6 protein-coding genes are annotated in these 17381 nt (G+C 60.3%); 4 read left to right on the top strand and 2 right to left on the bottom strand.

Features of this window, described 5'->3' with window-relative positions:
• The first annotated feature begins 2 nt into the window (after positions 1-2).
• Both RHM60_RS02400 and RHM60_RS02395 read left to right on the top strand, forming a co-directional pair.
• Positions 3-4883 (top strand): hypothetical protein, encoded by a 4881-nt coding sequence (locus RHM60_RS02400; protein WP_322213474.1) that lies wholly within the window; start codon positions 3-5, stop codon positions 4881-4883.
• Positions 4884-4901: 18 nt separating this feature from the next.
• Positions 4902-9707: a hypothetical protein gene (locus RHM60_RS02395; RefSeq protein ID WP_322213473.1), complete on the top strand. Its 4806-nt coding sequence runs from the start codon at positions 4902-4904 to the stop codon at positions 9705-9707.
• 790 nt (positions 9708-10497) lie between these two features.
• Here the strand turns inward: RHM60_RS02395 and RHM60_RS02390 are convergent.
• Both RHM60_RS02390 and RHM60_RS02385 read right to left on the bottom strand, forming a co-directional pair.
• Positions 10498-12873 carry an efflux RND transporter permease subunit gene (locus tag RHM60_RS02390; RefSeq protein WP_231423732.1) on the bottom strand — a complete coding sequence of 792 codons (2376 nt, stop codon included), beginning with the start codon at positions 12871-12873 and terminating at the stop codon, positions 10498-10500.
• A 15-nt stretch (positions 12874-12888) separates the two neighbouring features.
• Positions 12889-13929 (bottom strand): WD40/YVTN/BNR-like repeat-containing protein, encoded by a 1041-nt coding sequence (locus tag RHM60_RS02385; RefSeq protein ID WP_322213472.1) that lies wholly within the window; start codon positions 13927-13929, stop codon positions 12889-12891.
• A 313-nt stretch (positions 13930-14242) separates the two neighbouring features.
• Between RHM60_RS02385 and RHM60_RS02380 the strand changes: the two genes are divergently transcribed.
• A complete protein-coding gene (locus tag RHM60_RS02380) occupies positions 14243-15358 on the top strand; it encodes a Gfo/Idh/MocA family oxidoreductase (RefSeq protein WP_322213471.1) in 1116 nt (371 codons plus the stop codon).
• Positions 15359-15647: 289 nt separating this feature from the next.
• The gene (locus RHM60_RS02375) at positions 15648-17372 is read left to right on the top strand and encodes a M10 family metallopeptidase C-terminal domain-containing protein (RefSeq protein ID WP_322213470.1); all 1725 of its coding nucleotides are present in this window, start codon (positions 15648-15650) and stop codon (positions 17370-17372) included.
• The last annotated feature ends 9 nt before the right edge of the window (positions 17373-17381 follow it).

Below are 17381 nucleotides of genomic sequence, written 5' to 3'. Positions count from 1 at the left end.
CCATGACCGACAACTTGATCAAGCGTGCCGTCCACGCGCAGTTCGGCACACGACCGACGTTGCGCTCGGTGGTAGCGCAGATGCTTGCCGACCACCTTGTGGAAAAATACCCGCCGCTGACGCTGCCCGTTGCCCGATTGCGCCTCGCGCTGCCCCGTGAAGGCGGTGGACGCAGTTTGCAGCCACTGCTTGAGGTCGCGCTTGACTACCTCGCCAGCGGCATTTTCCCTGACCTCACTGCTCGCGACGGGCTCGACGCTTACCTGAGCGACGCCGGCGGCACGCGGCTGGTCTTCGAACAAAACGGCACGCACAGCTACGACCTGGCGGTGGTGGAAGCGGTCATCCGCGAACTGCCGTTTATCGTGCAGGTGGGCTTTCAAGACGCGCTGACCGCCTACTGGAACATGCCCAGCGACGCCGCAGGCAGCCGCTGGCAGTGGTTTGCCGGTATTTTGCAGGGCCAACTGCGCGCTGCAGCCATCCGCCAATTGAGCGGCGATGTCTCTGCGTTGCAACGACTCATTCACCTGGCCGACTACCCTGCGCGCGAAACCCGCAGCCAGCGCGCCGGGCCAGAATCTTCGCTGCATGCCTACAGCGTGGAAACCCGCCTGGTTCAAGGCGACATCCAGGTCACGTTGCAATCGAGCGACCTGGTATTGGTCGATGGTAAACAGGCGTGGCTCTGCAGCCTGTCGGGCCGCATCGAAGCCTATCCCAGCCTGGATGCCTTTGGCGAAGCCTGGGGGCGGCGCATTGCAGAACAGTTCACCGCCGACAGCCTCACCTGGCAACTCTATGAACCGGACGGCAATATCTTCGAAGTGCAGGCTGCACTGGTGCTCGATGCCCAGCTCGATGACATTGCGGCCCTGGACCTGACGAGCGCTACCTCGGCGGATCGCCTGCAAGCGCAGTTCGAATCGCTGACCGACCCCGCCGCGCGGCTGGGCGACGTATCCACCGCGCCGAGCCAGACCCTGCTGTCGGTCGAGGCCGCCCTCCCCGACTGGTTGCGGCAGGCCTCGCCCGACCTGCGTTTGGCCTATCGTCGCTGCCTGCTCGAACAAGCCAGCGTCAGGCGGCTGGAAGACGGTAAAACCTGGCTGACGGGTCTGGACGATATCCGTTCCTATGCTCGTCGCCATCTGGACAACCAGCTGTGCCTGGAACGCAATGCCTGGCTGACCAACCAGCGCACCTGTGAAACCGACACCGCCACCTACAGCGCCGACCACCTGGAACTGACCTTTGCCGTACCGTACGGCACGCTCAGCGGGGGCTACCTCGAAACGGTGCGCATGAGCCTGGTGGACCTGGCCCTGAAAAACCTGTCGGGCAAACCGCGCGGTTCCATGACCCTGCGTGACACGACCGGACAAGCCCTTGAAGCGTGGCTGACGCCCGATTACATCGAGCAATTGGTACAACGGGTGGATATCGGTCTGAACTACCCCAACTACGTTCGTCGCCAATTGCTCGGCGACACCGATGAGGCGCAGCAACGCAAACGCCGGTTCATTGCCCAACGTCCGCTTGAGCTGACGAGCCAGGCGCTGGAGCACGCCATAAAGAACGAAGCGGGCCTTACCTGGATGGGCGTCAAGTATGTGACCGCCGTGGTCGCTGCCAGCCGCGCCGAGCGCTGCGTGGATAACCGCGACATCGTCATGCGCCCGCTGGCCTTTCAACGCAAGCCCGGAGCCAAGGCGGATGGGGTGCAGCACATGTTCATCATCGAGCCGCGTGATGGCCAGGCCGGCCCACATTTGCTGTACCGCCCCAGCTATCGTGAGTCGCTGTTGCAATTCAGCAGCCGCGAGCAATTGCTCGCGGCCATCGTCAAGCCGGGCGAGCTGCAGGACAGTGTCCTCGCGTGGCTGGGTGACAGCGCCCGTCTTATTTACAGCAACGGCGGATTCAACGAGCCGCATTACGTGCGGATCGGTGGCATTGGTTCGGAGTTCGATCCGCTGCCCGCCGTGCCCGCACCGGCGATACTGGCGTTGAGCGATGATGAGAGCAACGACGAACTCATGCAGTCGCTGACCAATGGCCAGCTCATGGAGTACCTGTTTACCAGCGAGGCGCGCCAACTGCTGGAGCAAGCCGAGCGCGAGTCGACCTCCAATACCGAAAGCCGCTGGGCACTGATTCTGGAAGGCGCGCAACTGGGCTTTAATACCTTATTGATGCTGGTGCGCGGACCGGCGGCGGTGGTGGGCTGGTTTATGCAACTGGTCCAGAGCCTTGCCCAGGACTTGCCGGCGCTGGTCAGCGACGACCCAATTGCGCGGGAACTGGCATGGATCGATTTGCTGCTCAACACGGCCATGGTGCTGGTGCATCAAGCCTCGGCTCCACCCGCAACGCAGCGGCCGCCTATTGATCAGTCGGCCATCGCCCGACTGCCACTGCGGCGCACGGCGGGCCCGCCGGCAAAAACACTGCCCGTGATCAAGCGCGGAGCGGTCGGCCTGCCCTCCGAACCACCGGGTGGCGGTCGCACGCGGGTCAACTTCGATCATTCAGTGGCCGGCGACGGCGCATCCGCGCGGCTGCTGGAAAAACTGCTGAACTACAAAGTGGCCTGGCCCGACCCTGTTCCCGCTCCCATCGAAATCGGCGCGCTCAAGGGTCTGTACAAAATCGATAACGGTTGGCATGCGTCGGTTGGCGGGTTGTTGTTCCGGGTCAAGATCGTTCCAGGGTTCAGTGAGGTATTTATTGTTCACCCCGAAAAACCCGCCCATCCGGGCATCAAGCTAAGAACCGATAGCAAGGGCCACTGGACCCTGGATCGCGGTTTGAAGCTGCTGGGCGGTGGCCCCAAACGTATTGCGCAGTTGCGCGAGGAAAACCAGCGCAAGACTCGTGAAATGGTCGCGCAAATGGAGTCCCTCGGCCTGGAAATCACCCCGCAAATAAATGAGCTCAATGCATCGATGATGCGGATGCAGACAGCCTACGAGAACTTGATCAAACAGGGCAATACGCTCAAAACAGTATGGAAGCTGCTCCAGCACGCCGACGTCGCACAAAAACCCGCGCTGCTGCAAAGGCATCAACTTGAGGTGCAGGGTTACGCCAGGCTGCGCAACCAGTACGAAGCGCTGCTGGAACCGCTGCAAAAACGCTATGACCAGGTGCTGCCGCTGCGTCTGGAGCTGGTTGAAGTGGGTCGGTCTCTGGAAAAGTATGGGGGCGCCGGGGTTCACGTCCGGGACCGGGCCAAAACACTGCACACCCTTTGGGGTGATCAGTTTTCCATTCACACGTACCTGAGGGGCTGGGCCGATACGCTGCGTTTCACCGGCAGTGGAGAGCCGATGTCACACCTGGTTTTGCGCATGCTCCCGGAAAAATGGATAGGAAACCCAACTGCCTATAACGAGCATGTCACCAGAGCGATTGAACTGGCCGACATGTGGCAACGCATGGCAACGCTTTCCGAAGCCATGGAAAACACCCTGGATCAACTTGAAAAAGACTCCGTCGCGGGCCGTGCGATACGGGAATCGCTGCTGGCCGGGATCAAGCATCCCCAGCACTTCTCCTCTGAGAGCCTGAAGCTCAACTCACTGATCCCGTTGTCGTGGATACTGGTGGAACCATTCGAGCCCGGACTGATACGCACGCCACAAGAAGCGCTGTACGTCGAACACCTGGCGTACATGGAGTTGACCAAAGCTGTGCTGTCCCATGTCGAGGTGCGTAGCAGTTCAGGCTATGCCCTGGCAGAACAACGCCAGGTATACGACACGGTACTGGTCATGTACCGGCGCTATGAACATGCCGCACAAGTACTCAAGACGATCAACCCGGGTCGCCTGCATCCTGTGTCGGAACGCCTGTTCAAGCAATTGGACAGTGCTCGTCGGCTGGCCGAAACCGAGCTGGAAACGGTGGTACGCCGACAGGAAGAACTGGACACCCAGCCCCCCACTGCGACCAACCTGCGCCCCAAGGCCTCGACAAAACGGGTATTCAAAACCCGCAAGCACCACTACTACGTCGGAGAACTGCAGCCAGCAGTCGCGACGACCGATACCACACACATTGTCATCACCGACACGATGACAGGCGAAGCCATTGCAAGGTACGACCAACAGGCGGACGGCTGGGCGCAGTCCAGCCAGGACACGCCGCCGGCGCCTGAACCGGCGCCGAAGGCGCAGTCGCTGACCACCCTGAAAAACCAGGGTTTGCAGCTGATCCGGGAACGGCCGGCGCTTGAGCGCGTCATCGCTACCGAGCAGCAGAAACTGCAATCGCCGCTGACCCGACAAGACGTCAGCCCGGCGGACTGGGATGCGCTGCTCGGCGGACAAGCGAGCAGGCTTGACGCACTTGCTGACGAGATCGCACGCGAACACCTCGCCAGCCCGACGGCACAGGATTTGATCGATGACTTCAGGGCGAACGCCCGTGACATGACTCGAAAGGCGCAGCGCGTCACCAGCGACGCCTACAAACAACAATGGCCAACCCTGGAAGGTATCGATTACCTGTGGCGCCATAAAGAAATCGATATCAACCTGACCAGCCAGGCAGACCCGCTGCGTCCCACCTTGAGCGGAGACTTCTTTACCGAATACGCGGTGTACGACAAAGCCCGCAAGCCTGCGGTGGTGTTGTGGTACGCGCACTTTCACTACACATCAGCCGAGGCTGCGCCCGCGGCTTATACCCGCGCCCATCTGAAGCTGCCCGAGCAACGCAAATTCACGCAAAAGGATCTGCTCAAGCAGCATGTGCAAGCCCGGCTGCGCGCTCAGCAGGAGGCCGGCGCCGAGCCGCTGGGCAAGATTCTCTATGTGCTGATCGAGCCGCCAACTGACCGGTTGTTCCTGAGCATTGCCCCGTCTACTGCAGGCTGAACACGGAAAGGACTACCCATGACGCTCCCTGAGTCCTCCACTGGCGCACAAGCACTGCGCCAGGCCGTGCAAGCGCAGTTTCGTGCTCGCCCCACGCTGCGCTCAGTCATTGCACAGTTGCTGGATCAACTGATCATTGAAAAAACCGCACCGCTCAATATCCCCGCCGAAGCGGTGTATGTCGCCTTCCCGAATCAGGCAGGCAGTTATGACCTGACCCGGCTGGTGGAGGTGGTGCTCGATTACCTGGCCGGCGGTGATCCGCCGGACTTTTACACCGGCACCGCAGACCGTGTGCCGCACCTGGTGGACATCACCCGGCGCAAGGTCACCTTCGCCCAGGTCGGTGACTCGCACGCTGCGACCGGGCCAGACATGACCATGCTGGCAGGAGTGGTTCGGCAACTGCCCGGGATTATCGCCATCGGCTTTCAGGAGGCGTTGGCCCGCTACTGGAATGGCGCCAGTACCGCCGGCGGCAGCCGCTGGGAATGGTTGGGCGACCGGCTTGCCGAGGCGCTGCGGGTCGCCGCGATCAGCCACGCCGCCGTCGACCCGACGCTGGCTGAAACCCTCACGCAGATGGCCAATCATCCTGATCGCCTGGGCCTTGAGGCGTTCAGCCCGGCGCGCGTGTACGTGCTCGAATCGCGGGTGTCCAGGGGCGCACTGTCCAGCACATTGCTGTCGCCTGATTTGTTGGTGACGCTCGATCAACGGGTGTTGCATTGCCGGTTGTCAGGCGTGATCGCGACTTACCCGTCGATGGACGCATTCGTCCAGGCCTGGCAACGCGAGTTGAGCCTGCAGTTCGAAGCCGACGCTATAAAACTCAAACGCTATGAACCTTCCGGCAATTTTTTCGACACCCAAGCGGCACTGCTGTTGAATCAACAGCTGGAGGATCTGGCCGCTATCCAGTTGCCGGCGCGCACCAGCAAAGCCGAACTCGCCGCGCTGTTCGTGCGCGTCACCGATCCGGCCGCGTGGTTAAGTGGCGCACACAGTGTCGATCCTCAATTCTTGCGGCGTGTGCACGCGGCGCTGCCTGGCTGGTTGAGCAGTGCCAAGCCCGCCGCGCAATTGGCGTACCGCAGGCACAGCCTGGAACTGGCCAGGAACCGCCAGGCCAGCCAGGGCAAATCGTGGTCCGATGGCATCGATAACCTGCGGGTGTACGCGGCAAAACAGCTGCACCGGCAAATGCGGCTGGACCAGCCCCAGGCGCCGGGCTATCAACCCGATGAGCTGGAGCTGACCTTCGCGGTGGCGGTCGGCACATTGGGCGGCGGTTATATCGAGCGCCAGACGATGAGTCTGACCGACCTGGCATTGAAGAATCTGTCCGGCAAACCCAAGGGCACAATGACCCTTCGGCACACTGGCGGGCAACTGATTCAGGCCTGGACAACACCCGACTATCTGCTGGACCTGATCAGCCGCGTGGACATTGGCAAACACTACCCGCTTTTGCTCAAAGAGCATTTGTTGGTTCCCTCTGCCGAGGCCGTTGAACGCCAGCGGCTGTTTGGCGAAGCGTTGAGGGTGATGCTAGCGTTGACGGCGCTGGAACTGGCGGTCAAGGGCGAGCAAGGTTTTACCCTTGTGGGCTACCAGTTCATCGCGGCCCTGGTACAGCCCAGCGCGGTGCAACAGATCGTGGGTGACGACGCGGTCGTGATACGCCCGCTGGCATTGCGCAGAAAAGACGGCGCCACCCCCGATCAGGTCGACACCATGTTCGTCATCGAACGCACCGACAACCGCAAGGGGCCGCATATTCTGTACAGGCCTTTGTATGAGCAGTCCCTGCGGCAGTTCGCGGATCGTTCAGCAATGCTGGCGGCCATCGCCGCACCCGGCGACCTGCAGGAAAGCGTGTTGGCGTGGCTGCCTGAGCATGCACGACCGATCTATGCGCACGGCGGTTTGCAGGAACCGCACATCGTGCACTTCTCCGCCCTGGACCCGTTTGACGTACCTGACAGACCCAGGCCCGCGACGCTGGCGGCTGATGCGACCGATGAAGAACTTATCCAGTCGCTGCAAGGCGGCGAGCTGATGCAGCATCTGTTTGGCCGCAACGCCCGGGCGCTGGTGGACCTGGCCGAGCGCGAAGCGGTGTCCAATGCTCAAAGCCGCTGGGCGATTGTGCTGGAGGGCGGCTGGCTGTTGTTCAACACCCTGTTGGGGCTGCCGCTGAGTGCGCCGGTCATGCTGGTGGGCTGGATGACGTCATTGAGCAGCAGTCTGATGCATGACATTCCCGGCCTTGATAGCACGGACGCCATCACCCGCGAGCAGGCCGTTGTTGATCTTTTACTGAACATCGCCCTGGTGCTGCTGCATGCCGGTACGGCGGTCGACGTTGCGCGAGGGTCCGATTCACCGCGCTACGGGCTGGCGCTGGACCCGATCCGCCGGGCATCGGGTCGACCGCCGGAAACCACGCTGGTAATTGATCCAGGCCCGATTGCGCTGCCGTCCGAGCCCCCGGGAAGCGGTCACACCTTGCTGGACTTCGACACGTCAGTGGCGCGGGATGCCTCTGCCGCGCGCCTGCTTGAACAGCTCACCGCCGTGCGCGTCGAATGGCCCAAAGAGCACCTGGCTCCGGTGGATACCGGTGCCTTCAAAGGCTTGTTCAGGATCGCGGGAAAATGGCATGCCACGGTCGCTGGCCGGCTGTTCCAGGTGAAGATCGTGCCGGGCTTCGGCGATGTGTTCGTCGTGCATCCGCTAAAACCGGATCATCCCGGCATCAAATTGCGCACCGACGGCCAAGGGCACTGGACGCTGGATCGTGGCCTGAAACTGACGGGGGGTGGCCCGAAAAAACGGATTGCCGCCTACCGGCAGGCGCTGGAGGACCGAACGGCGCCACTGTTGGCCCGCAAGGCCGATATCGGCAACCAGATGGATCAACTCTGCGCCGTCCACGAGCAAGCGTTCAACAAGGCCCGGCACACCCGCGCCGAGTTTGAGTCAAACCGTGCAGCGCTGATAAACGCGTGGAACACGGTCCAGACGTCTGCGTCCCCGAAGACGCATGACCTGCAACTGCAGCAGTTCTGGCAGGAAAAAACCCGCGCAACCCAGGTCGCTTTTGAAGTGGCGTTACGCCTCATGCAGCGCAACGTGGACGCACTGGTGCCCTTGCAACGGCAGTTGCTCGACAGCTTTAACCAGATTCGCGCGGTGGACGCAGCGCCCCTGTATGAAGAGCAGCAATTAAGCGCGATGAACACGCTGTCGCGGATACATTGTGCCGTGCGCGACCTGTTGCAGGACCATCTCAGGGACGTGGCGATTACCGCTGAAGGTGAGCACGTAGACGCGCTTGCCTCACGGTCTCTTGAAGCATTGGCACGTGAACAGAACAGCGTTTACGAGACATTTATCGCGCAAAAGCAACGCGAGCAAGCGCACAGCCAGGCGCTGATCGAATGCACGGAGCGCATAGAAACCCTGTGGGACGAAATGGCCCGACTCTCGCCGGCGGGCAGCGCGCAGAGCGACAAGCTGCACGCGCAAATCACCGTGCCGGAGTTGTTCTACGCCGCCAACTACAGGATCAAGTTACTGAGCACCGAAGTGGAGCTGGCTATCGACCGCAGTGGCCCGGCGCCCGATCACAGCGAGGGTTTTTTCCTCCAGCATCTGAACGGCACGCGCTTTTACTCGGCGCTGATCTCTCATCTACAAATGCGCATCGTGCGCGGCTTTACCCTGCAGGAACAGATTTCAGTCTACGAAAACGTCATCACGCACTACGAAAGTCAGGCCTACGCCATGCGCTCGCTGCACGAGTTGGGGTCGAGCACTGTGCGTCAACCCTATCCGGAGATGTTTCTGGCAAGCCTTGCACAGGCGCGCAGCATCGCCGAGCAAGACCTGGCCACCGCCATTCACACCCTCGAAAAAACCCAGGTACCGCTGCCCAGGGCGCTGCCACTCAAAAACAAGCCTGCCAACAGGCGGGTGTTCAAAACCCGCAACCATGGCACGCTGGTCGGTGATGCCCGCACACAAGCGAGCGACGCGCTTATCGACCTGCATGACCCGCAAACGGGCACCGTCAGCAGCACCTTTCATGCACATCCAGAGGAAGGCAATTACGTCGAAATAGTCCAGGCGACGCCACCGGCTCGGCCACCGACACGACCGCCTGCCGGGCGCTCGGCTAGTGCGACGATCAAGGCCGGCAACCGCCTCAAACAGGAGCGGGTGAATCGGGAGCGCCTGATTCAGCGTGAAATGCGCCAGTTGGATGACGCGACGTTACGCGATGAGAAGAACCCGCAGGAATGGTTCACACTGCTCGAACAACTGGCCGATGAGCTGGAGTCCATCAGCAACGAGCTTGCGCGCGCAAAGCCGGCCACCGGGCCGATCACGGCGGCCATCGAGGGCTTTCGCGCCGAAGCCCTGGACCTGCGCGACACCGGCAAGCGCTACCGAAACAACGCCTACAAGCGCCAGGCGCCGACGTCCGACAAGGTATTTACGCTGTGGCGCGACAATCAGGTGGATATTCAACGGGTCAGCGCCCGCACAGCGACCCAGGCCCAGGACTTTCTCACGGAATATGCGATCCGCGACAAAGCCTCCAACAAGGTGCTGTGGTATGCACACTTTCACTACGCCAGGGGAACCGACGCTGACCTGGCCTACACCGCCGGGCATCTGAAACGCGCGGAGCAGCGTTATCTGGGATTCAAGGCGCAACTGCAGCAAGCCCGGAACAACCAGGTCGTGGGACGGGTCTGGCGCAGCGACGTCTCGCGGGAGATGGCGAAGAAGCTGTTCTTTTATTCAGCGTGAACGTTGACCGAGGAGGTCCATCGTGAACGGGCACGCTTTGGCAGCCGGGCTCGTTGTGGCCAGGTAGCTCGTCGTGGCGAGCGGGCTTGTTGTGGCGAGCGGGCTTGCCCCGCGTTGGGGTGCGAAGCGCCCCCAATCAAGCAAAACGCGGTGTACCTGATACGGCTCAGCGTCTGGTTTTGGGGCTGCTGCGCAGCCCAACGCAGGACAAGCCTGCTCGCCACAGTTAAGCCAGTGTGATGCTCGAAGCAATGAGCGGTGCGACTTTTCGGTGTACATATCGGTTTGTGCGGTAACGGCGACTTAGGGTTCCGCCCTTACGGCGGCTCACTTTTGAAAAGCGCAAAAGTAAGCAAAACGCTCTTGCCCCAACACTCGGCACCTCGCCCAGGCTCGGTGTGCCTAAGATCAAGATCAAGATCAAAAGCGCGGCGGCCTGAGAGCCGACCGAAATGGTCTGCCGAACGCTGTAAAAATGTGGGAGGGGGCTTGCTCCCGATGGCGTCGGCCCAGCAAACATTGATGTTGAAGACCCACCGCTTTCGCGGGCAAGTCGAATCGTCGCACCGACGCTCCCCTGTGGCGAGCAGGCTTGTCCTGCGTTGGGCTGCGCAGCAGCCCCAAAGCCAGGCGCTGAGCCGTATCAGGTACACCGCGTTTTGCTTGATTGGGGGCGCTTCGCACCCCAACGCGGGGCAAGCCCGCTCGCCACAATAAGCCCACACATTTTCCTTAACTGAACGGCATTAGGGCAAGCCCGCTCGCCACAATAAAGACCTTGATGTTAGCCTCAGTGGGCGAACAACGAGTTGCCCTTCTTGCCCGCCAGCTTCTCGGGCTTGATCAGGAAACGCGCCAGCGCCGGCAACAGCCACAGGGCGCCGAACATGTTCCACAGCAGCATGAAGGTGAGCATCAGCCCCATGTCGGCCTGGAACTTGATCGCCGAGAAAATCCAGGTGCACACGCCAATCGCCAGGCACAGGCCGGTGAACAGCACCGCTTTACCCGTGGACTTGAGCGTCTGGTAGTACGCCTCTTGCAGCGGCAGACCCGCGCGCAGGAAGCTCTCCAGGCGACTGTAGATGTAGATGCCGTAGTCCACGCCAATCCCAACGCCCAGCGCCACCACCGGCAGGGTCGCGACCTTGACGCCGATACCCATGAACGCCATCAGCGCGTTGCCCAACACCGAGGTCAGCACCAGCGGCAGCACGATGCACAGGGTGGCGGCCCAGGAGCGGAAGGTGATCATGCACATGGTCGCCACGCACAGGTACACCAGAATCAGGATGGTCAGTTCCGACTCCTTGATGACCTCGTTGGTGGCGGCTTCGATCCCGGCGTTACCGGCTGCCAGGATGAATTCCAGGCCGTCCTTGTTGTTCTCTTTGGCGAAGTCCTGCACCGCGTGCACCGCGCGGTCGAGGGTCTCGGCCTTGTGGTCGTTGAGGAATACCAGCACCGGCGCCAGCGAGCAATTGTTGTTGTACAGGCCATCAGCGCGGGCGATGGAGTTGTTCAGCACGTCGGGGTTGCGCGACAGGGTTTCCCATTTGAGGTTGCCCTCGTTCATGCCCTTGATCATCTGCTTGGACACGGTCACCAGCGAGATCGCCGATTGCACGCCCTCGGTGTTCTGCATCTTCCACATCAGTTGGTCGATGGGCGCCATGGCTTCGTAGCGCGAACAGCCTTCGGCCTTGGTCTTGACCATCACCACCAGCACATCGGAGCTGGTGGAGTAGTTACTGATGATGAAGTTGTTGTCCTTGTTGTAGCGCGAGTCCGGGCGCAGCTCCGGTGCGCCCTGGTCCAGATCGCCGATCTTGAGGTTCTGGCTGTACCAGAGGCCGCCGCCAAAGGCGACCAGCGCCAGCAGGATCGAGACCGGTGCGACTTTGGCGCTGGCGAACCTGGACAGCAAGCGCCAGAACGGGTGTTCGCGGTTCGCGTCTTTCTTGCTCCTGGCGATGGCGCGCTGGCTGATGCCCGCGTAGGAAATCGCCACCGGCAGCAGGATCAGGTTGGTGAACACGATCACCGCCACGCCGATGGAGGCGCCGATGGCCAGTTCACGGATCACGCCGATGTCGATGATCAGCAGGGTAATAAAGCCCACCGCATCGGCAAGGATCGCGATCATGCCCGGCAGGAATAATTGGCGGAAGGTACGCCGCGCAGCAGTCAGCGCGTTGTCGGCCTCGCTGGACTGCAGGGCGATGCCGTTGATTTTCTGTACGCCGTGGGAAATGCCGATGGCGAAGATCAGGAACGGCACCAGCATCGAATAAGGATCGAGCCCGAAGCCGAAAAAATGCATCAGGCCCAGTTGCCACACCACCGCCACCAGGGTGGTACTCAACACCGCAACGGTGCTGCGCACGCAATGGGTGAACCACAGCAATAGGACCAGGGTGATGACGAACGCAACGCCGAAGAACAGCACCACCATCACCAGCCCGTCGATCAGGTCGCCGACCTTTTTGGCAAAGCCGACGATGTGGATCTTGACGTTGGGGTTCTGCGCTTCGAACTTGTCGCGGATCTTGTCTTCCAGTTCATGGGAAAACTTCTGGTAGTCCAGGGCGAGCAATTTGCCCTGGTCCTGCGGGTCCGGATAGGACTCCAGCAACGGGATATCAACGATGCTCGACTTGAAATCGTTGGCCACCAGACGCCCAACCTGGCCGGATTTGAGCACGTTATTGCGCAGTTGATCGAGGCTGGCCGGCGAGCCGTTGTAGCTCTGCGGAATCACTTCACCGCCGGCGAAGCCTTCTTCGGTCACTTCGGTCCAGCGCACGCTGGGGCTCCACAGCGACTTGAGGCCCGAGCGGTCGACGCCGGAGATGTAGAACACCTCGTCGTTGATCTGGCGCAGGGTCTCCATGTAGTCCCTGGTGAAGATGTCACCGTCCCTGGCCTCCACCGAGATGCGCACGGTGTTGCCCAGGTTCGCCAGGTCGTTACGGTGTTCCATCATCTTTTCGATGAAGGGGTGCTTGAGCGGGATCATTTTTTCGAAGCTGGTGGACGGGCGAATCAGGGTCGCCTGCCAGAACAGGAAAATGCTCACCAGCAGGCAGATCACGATGACTGCCGGGCGGTTGTTGAAGATCAGGCGTTCAAGGAAGGTCGCTTTATCGTTGTGATGACTGCTCATGCTTTCCCGCCCTTATTATTGTTTTGTCGGTTCGGCGCCAGCCGGCGTGGCAACCCGCACGCCGCCCTGCCCGACCAGAATCAGATTGCCGTTGCCCGCCGCCGTGACGGCCGAGAGCGAGATACGGTCCGGGCGATTGAACACGCTGAACGTCAGCCCGTCGTCATGGCTGACGACCACGCTGCCACCATTGCCGACGACCACGATGGAGCCATCCGCCAACAAGGTGGCGCCGGATAAACCAAACTCCAGTGCGCCGCGCGCCGCGCTCAGCTCGACCTGCTCCCAGGTGCTGCCGAAATCGCTGGAGCGGTACAGATTGCCGCGCAGGCCATAGGCCAACAGCGTCTGCGCTTGCGCCGTGCCGATCACGCCGAACAGCGAGCCTTCGTAAGGGCCTTCGAGTTTTTCCCAGGTCTGGCCGTTATCGCTGGAGCGGAACATGCTGCCCTGCTCGCCGACGATGAACAAGCCGGCGTCCTTGATGGCGGCGATCGCGTTGAGGTGGAACTGGTCTTCGTTGTCGAGGCGGTCGCTGACGTCGGTCCAGGTATTGCCGCCGTCGGTGGTTTCGATCAACGCCCCGTAGGCGCCCACCGCCAGGCCGTGGCTGGCATCGTTGAACAAGATGTCGAGCAACGGCGCTTCGCGCTTGAGGTCTTGAAATTGCTGGACCCAGGTGGCACCGCCGTCGGTGCTGGCGAGGATTTGCGCATCGTGGCCGACCGCCCAACCGTGCTTGTCGTCGATAAAAAACACCGCCGTGAGCAACTGGCGGGTGGGGACGCTGGCCTGGGTCCAGGTGCTGCCCTGATTATCGGAATAGAGGATGTGCCCGCGATCACCGACTGCCACCAGACGTTTGCCGGCGTGCACCACATCGATCATCAGGCCCTTGACGGCCTTGGGGGACTCAATCGCAGACACCGCTGGCGCGGTGGTATCGCTGGCGGCCTGGACGGCGGTCGACAACGCGACAGCGCCAAGCAGCGAGAGCGCTGTGGCCAGCATCGCAACCCTGCGTGCGGCGCGTGGGCGGCAAACAACCCAAGCCATGACAGGCTCACTCATAGACCTTTCTCCCCATTATTATTTTTTGTCAGGTCGTCTCGTCTTCCCGGGCGCTGAAACCTGCAATCTAGAGCGCCTGAAGCAAGCACGGGCCATCCTAGCGGGCTTTGGAATCGCCTGACAATCGGCGGTACGTTATCTTTTGTTAACTAGTGGCTTTTCGTCAGCGTCTGAATATAGCCGCATTCGCCAGAGTGATTGATTGGGCAGCAATGAATTTTTATTCCATGTATTGAATTAAGAGAATATTTATTCCATTAATAGTGCTCCTGAAAATAAAAATCCAAGGACCACGGCGATGCGCGAACTCGGAATCGGTTTGATCGGCACAGGCTTCATGGGGCGCGCCCACGCGCTGGCATTCAACAATGCCCGGTCAGTGTTCGACCTGCCGGTTCAGCTCAAGCTGGTCGCCCTGGCCGATGCCGACGGTGAACGCGCCGAGCGCTGCGCCAAAGCCTGGGGATTTGGCCAGGCCCAGGGTGATTGGCAAGCGTTGATCAACGACCCCAGGGTTGACGTCGTCGCCATCACCACGCCCAACCACTTGCACTACCCCATGGCCATGGCCGCGATTGCGGCGGGCAAGGCGGTGTATTGCGAAAAGCCCCTGGCCGTCAGCCTCGAGCAGGCCGACGCAATGCGCCAGGCTGCCCGTGCCGCAGGCGTGATCACGCGGGTGGGCTACAACTATCAGCACAACCCGATGATCGGGCTGGCGCGGCAGATGATCGCCAATGGCGAGCTGGGCCGGATCATCAGCTTTCAGGGCGAGTTCAGCGAAGACTTCATGGCCGATCCGGCCTCGCCTTGGTCGTGGCGCTGTGAAGTGGAACATGCCGGTGGCGCGCTGGCGGATCTGGGCAGCCACCTGTTGTCGATGGCGCGTTACCTGGCAGGCGATGTGGTAAGCGTGTGTGCCGACACGCAAACCGTGCATGCCCAACGCCCTGCCGTCAAAGGCAGCCGCGACCTCAAACCCATCGCAGTGGATGACCAGGTGCATGCCCTGCTGCGCTTCGCCAATGGCGCACGCGGTACGGTGAGCAGCAGTTGGCTCAAACATGGCTACAAGAACCACCTGAGTTTTGAAATCAGTGGCACCCAAGGCACCCTGGCATTCGATCAGGAGCGCTTGAATGAGCTGCGCCTATGCCGCGTCGGCCAGCACGGTTTCCAGCGTTTACTCGCAGGCCCTGCGCTGCCCGGCTACGCGGCCTTCAGCCCGGCCGCCGGGCATCAACTGGGCTACAACGAACTGAAGACGCTGGAAGTCCACGAGTTGGTCATGGCGCTGGTGGGTCAAGGCGCTGAAGGCACTGACTTTGAAGCCGCGTGGGCGGTCGAGCGGCTGGCAACAGCGATACGCCTGGCCGCTCAAGAAGAGCGCTGGGTCAATGTAGGGGCGCTTTAAACGGCGCCAGCCCTCGTCAACCGGGTGGTGGGTAAACATGACTGGCTGATACCGTCACTTTCCGCCCCCACTACATTCTTCTATTCGATCCCTCGTTTACTAACGTTCGGACGCGATAATGCCAATATTCAACACGCCACTTACGCCTCGAAACACCCCCACTGTCCAACTCACACAACGACATATTTACCGGGTTGCCCCCCCTGCGAAAATTACTTACTTTCTTTCCCGCCCTCTTCAAACTAACTATCACGTTGGCAACCCCATAAAATTATCGAGAGGTTCCCTATTGAACATTCAATCCTTGCCGTCTGCCCGGTTAAATCTTAACGCTTCCCGGCCTGCACTCGATCATACGACCCCTTCGACTGTTAATAAGCCTGCTTTCCCTTCCGCCTCAGATAAAGTTGCAAAAGATATTACCCATAATAGATATAAAATCGTCGATACAAACGGTGATGGCAAGATAACAGTCGCCTATAAGTTTATTGACCTGTCCAACCCGGAACATGCCTGGCGCAAAAATGGGGGAGCAACGGAGTTCAGCGAGGGCAGAAAAAAAGCCTTCAGAGATTCAATTCGCGCATGGGAAGACGTCACCAAGGTCACCTTCATCGAGAACGGCAAAGGTGCAGACGCCTCCATACTCGTTCACGGCAACCCGGGTGTGGGCGGTGTCGCCAACCTGCCGGTGGGTGATACCAGCAGCATGAGCATCGCGATCGGAGTGGATGAAAAAGGCTTACCTCTAAACTCGTCAATGATTCACGAAATCGGCCATAGCCTGGGGCTGGAGCATCCACAGGGTCATTATCCCGAGAACAACAAAACCCATACCGCCATGTCCTATACGACCCATTGGTTGGAGCGCCCTGACGAAAAAGGCCTTAGATGGTCGGCCAGTACAGCCACCCCTATGATGGGCGACATTGCAGGCGTTCAAGACCTCTACGGAGCCAATCACAACACCCGAAAGGGAAATACTACTTATGGGTTCAACGCCAACGCCGGGCGTGACTACTATAGTCTGGCCTCCTCCAGAGACTTGGCGGCCTTTTGCGTCTGGGACAACGGCGGTAACGACACCCTGGATTTTTCCGGTTACGGGCAAGACCAGAACATCAATCTGAATGCCGAGTCCCTCTCAGACGTCGGCGACAGGAAAGGTAATGTGTCCATCGCCAAAGGTGTGGTCGTGGAAAACGCCATCGGTGGTTCAGGGCATGATGTGCTGACCGGCAATCAGGTCGGCAACCGCATGACCGGCGACGCCGGCGGCGACACCCTCTACGGCGGCGGCGGGGCTGACACATTTGTCTACAACAGGGCCAGCGACTCGCCGCCACAAAACCCGGACATGCTTAACGACTTCGTCAGTGGTGTCGACAAAATTGATCTTTCCAGGGTTCTGAAAGATGCCGGAATATCAAAACCCATATTCACCGGCGTTCTCACTGATCAAATCGGCACGCTGAGTGGGCGCAAAGGCGAACTGCTACTGGACTATGAAAAAGGCATCAATATGCACAGGTTGACTCTTGATGTGAGTGGCAACAATAAGTCCGTGCTGATGATTTTGAGCAAAAACCCTATAAAGCCCAATGACATTTTAATTAACGAGGGCTCACAATTACCGGCTGCCCCCACCCGTCTGACTGGCGGAGCCGGCGCAGACAAACTCACAGGCAACGCAGGCGCCAACATTTTCAACTATGACGCCATCAGTGATTCGCCCTACCACAATGCTGACGTGCTGATGGACTTCACTACCGGCAAAGACAAAATCGACTTAAGCACTTTGAGTGAAAAAGCCCAAGTGTCCCTCAACCACGTCAAGTACTACACAGGACGAATCGGCGACACCCTCGTTGAATATCACCCGGCCACCAAAAAGTATTACCTGGCTGTTGATATGACGGGAAATCGCCGGTCCGACTTTTTGATCAAAAGCCTCAAGCCGATCAACAGCCAGGATGTCATTGGCCTTAACCGTTTGAACGACGGCCATGGCTGACCGTCTCGA

Origin of the sequence: Pseudomonas sp. MH9.3 (assembly GCF_034354675.1) — a bacterium.
Lineage (GTDB): Bacteria > Pseudomonadota > Gammaproteobacteria > Pseudomonadales > Pseudomonadaceae > Aquipseudomonas.
Note: the sequence above shows the minus strand (reverse complement) of the source record. Positions and strands in the feature narration are given on the sequence as shown.

What these genes read in the sequence shown, in the direction of transcription:
- RHM60_RS02400 (WP_322213474.1), top strand. Translation starts at nt 3, where the DNA reads ATGACCGACAACTTGATCAAGCGTGCCGTCCACGCGCAGTTCGGCACA.
- RHM60_RS02395 (WP_322213473.1), top strand. Translation starts at nt 4,902, where the DNA reads ATGACGCTCCCTGAGTCCTCCACTGGCGCACAAGCACTGCGCCAGGCC.
- RHM60_RS02390 (WP_231423732.1), bottom strand. Translation starts at nt 12,873, where the DNA reads ATGAGCAGTCATCACAACGATAAAGCGACCTTCCTTGAACGCCTGATC.
- RHM60_RS02385 (WP_322213472.1), bottom strand. Translation starts at nt 13,929, where the DNA reads ATGGCTTGGGTTGTTTGCCGCCCACGCGCCGCACGCAGGGTTGCGATG.
- RHM60_RS02380 (WP_322213471.1), top strand. Translation starts at nt 14,243, where the DNA reads ATGCGCGAACTCGGAATCGGTTTGATCGGCACAGGCTTCATGGGGCGC.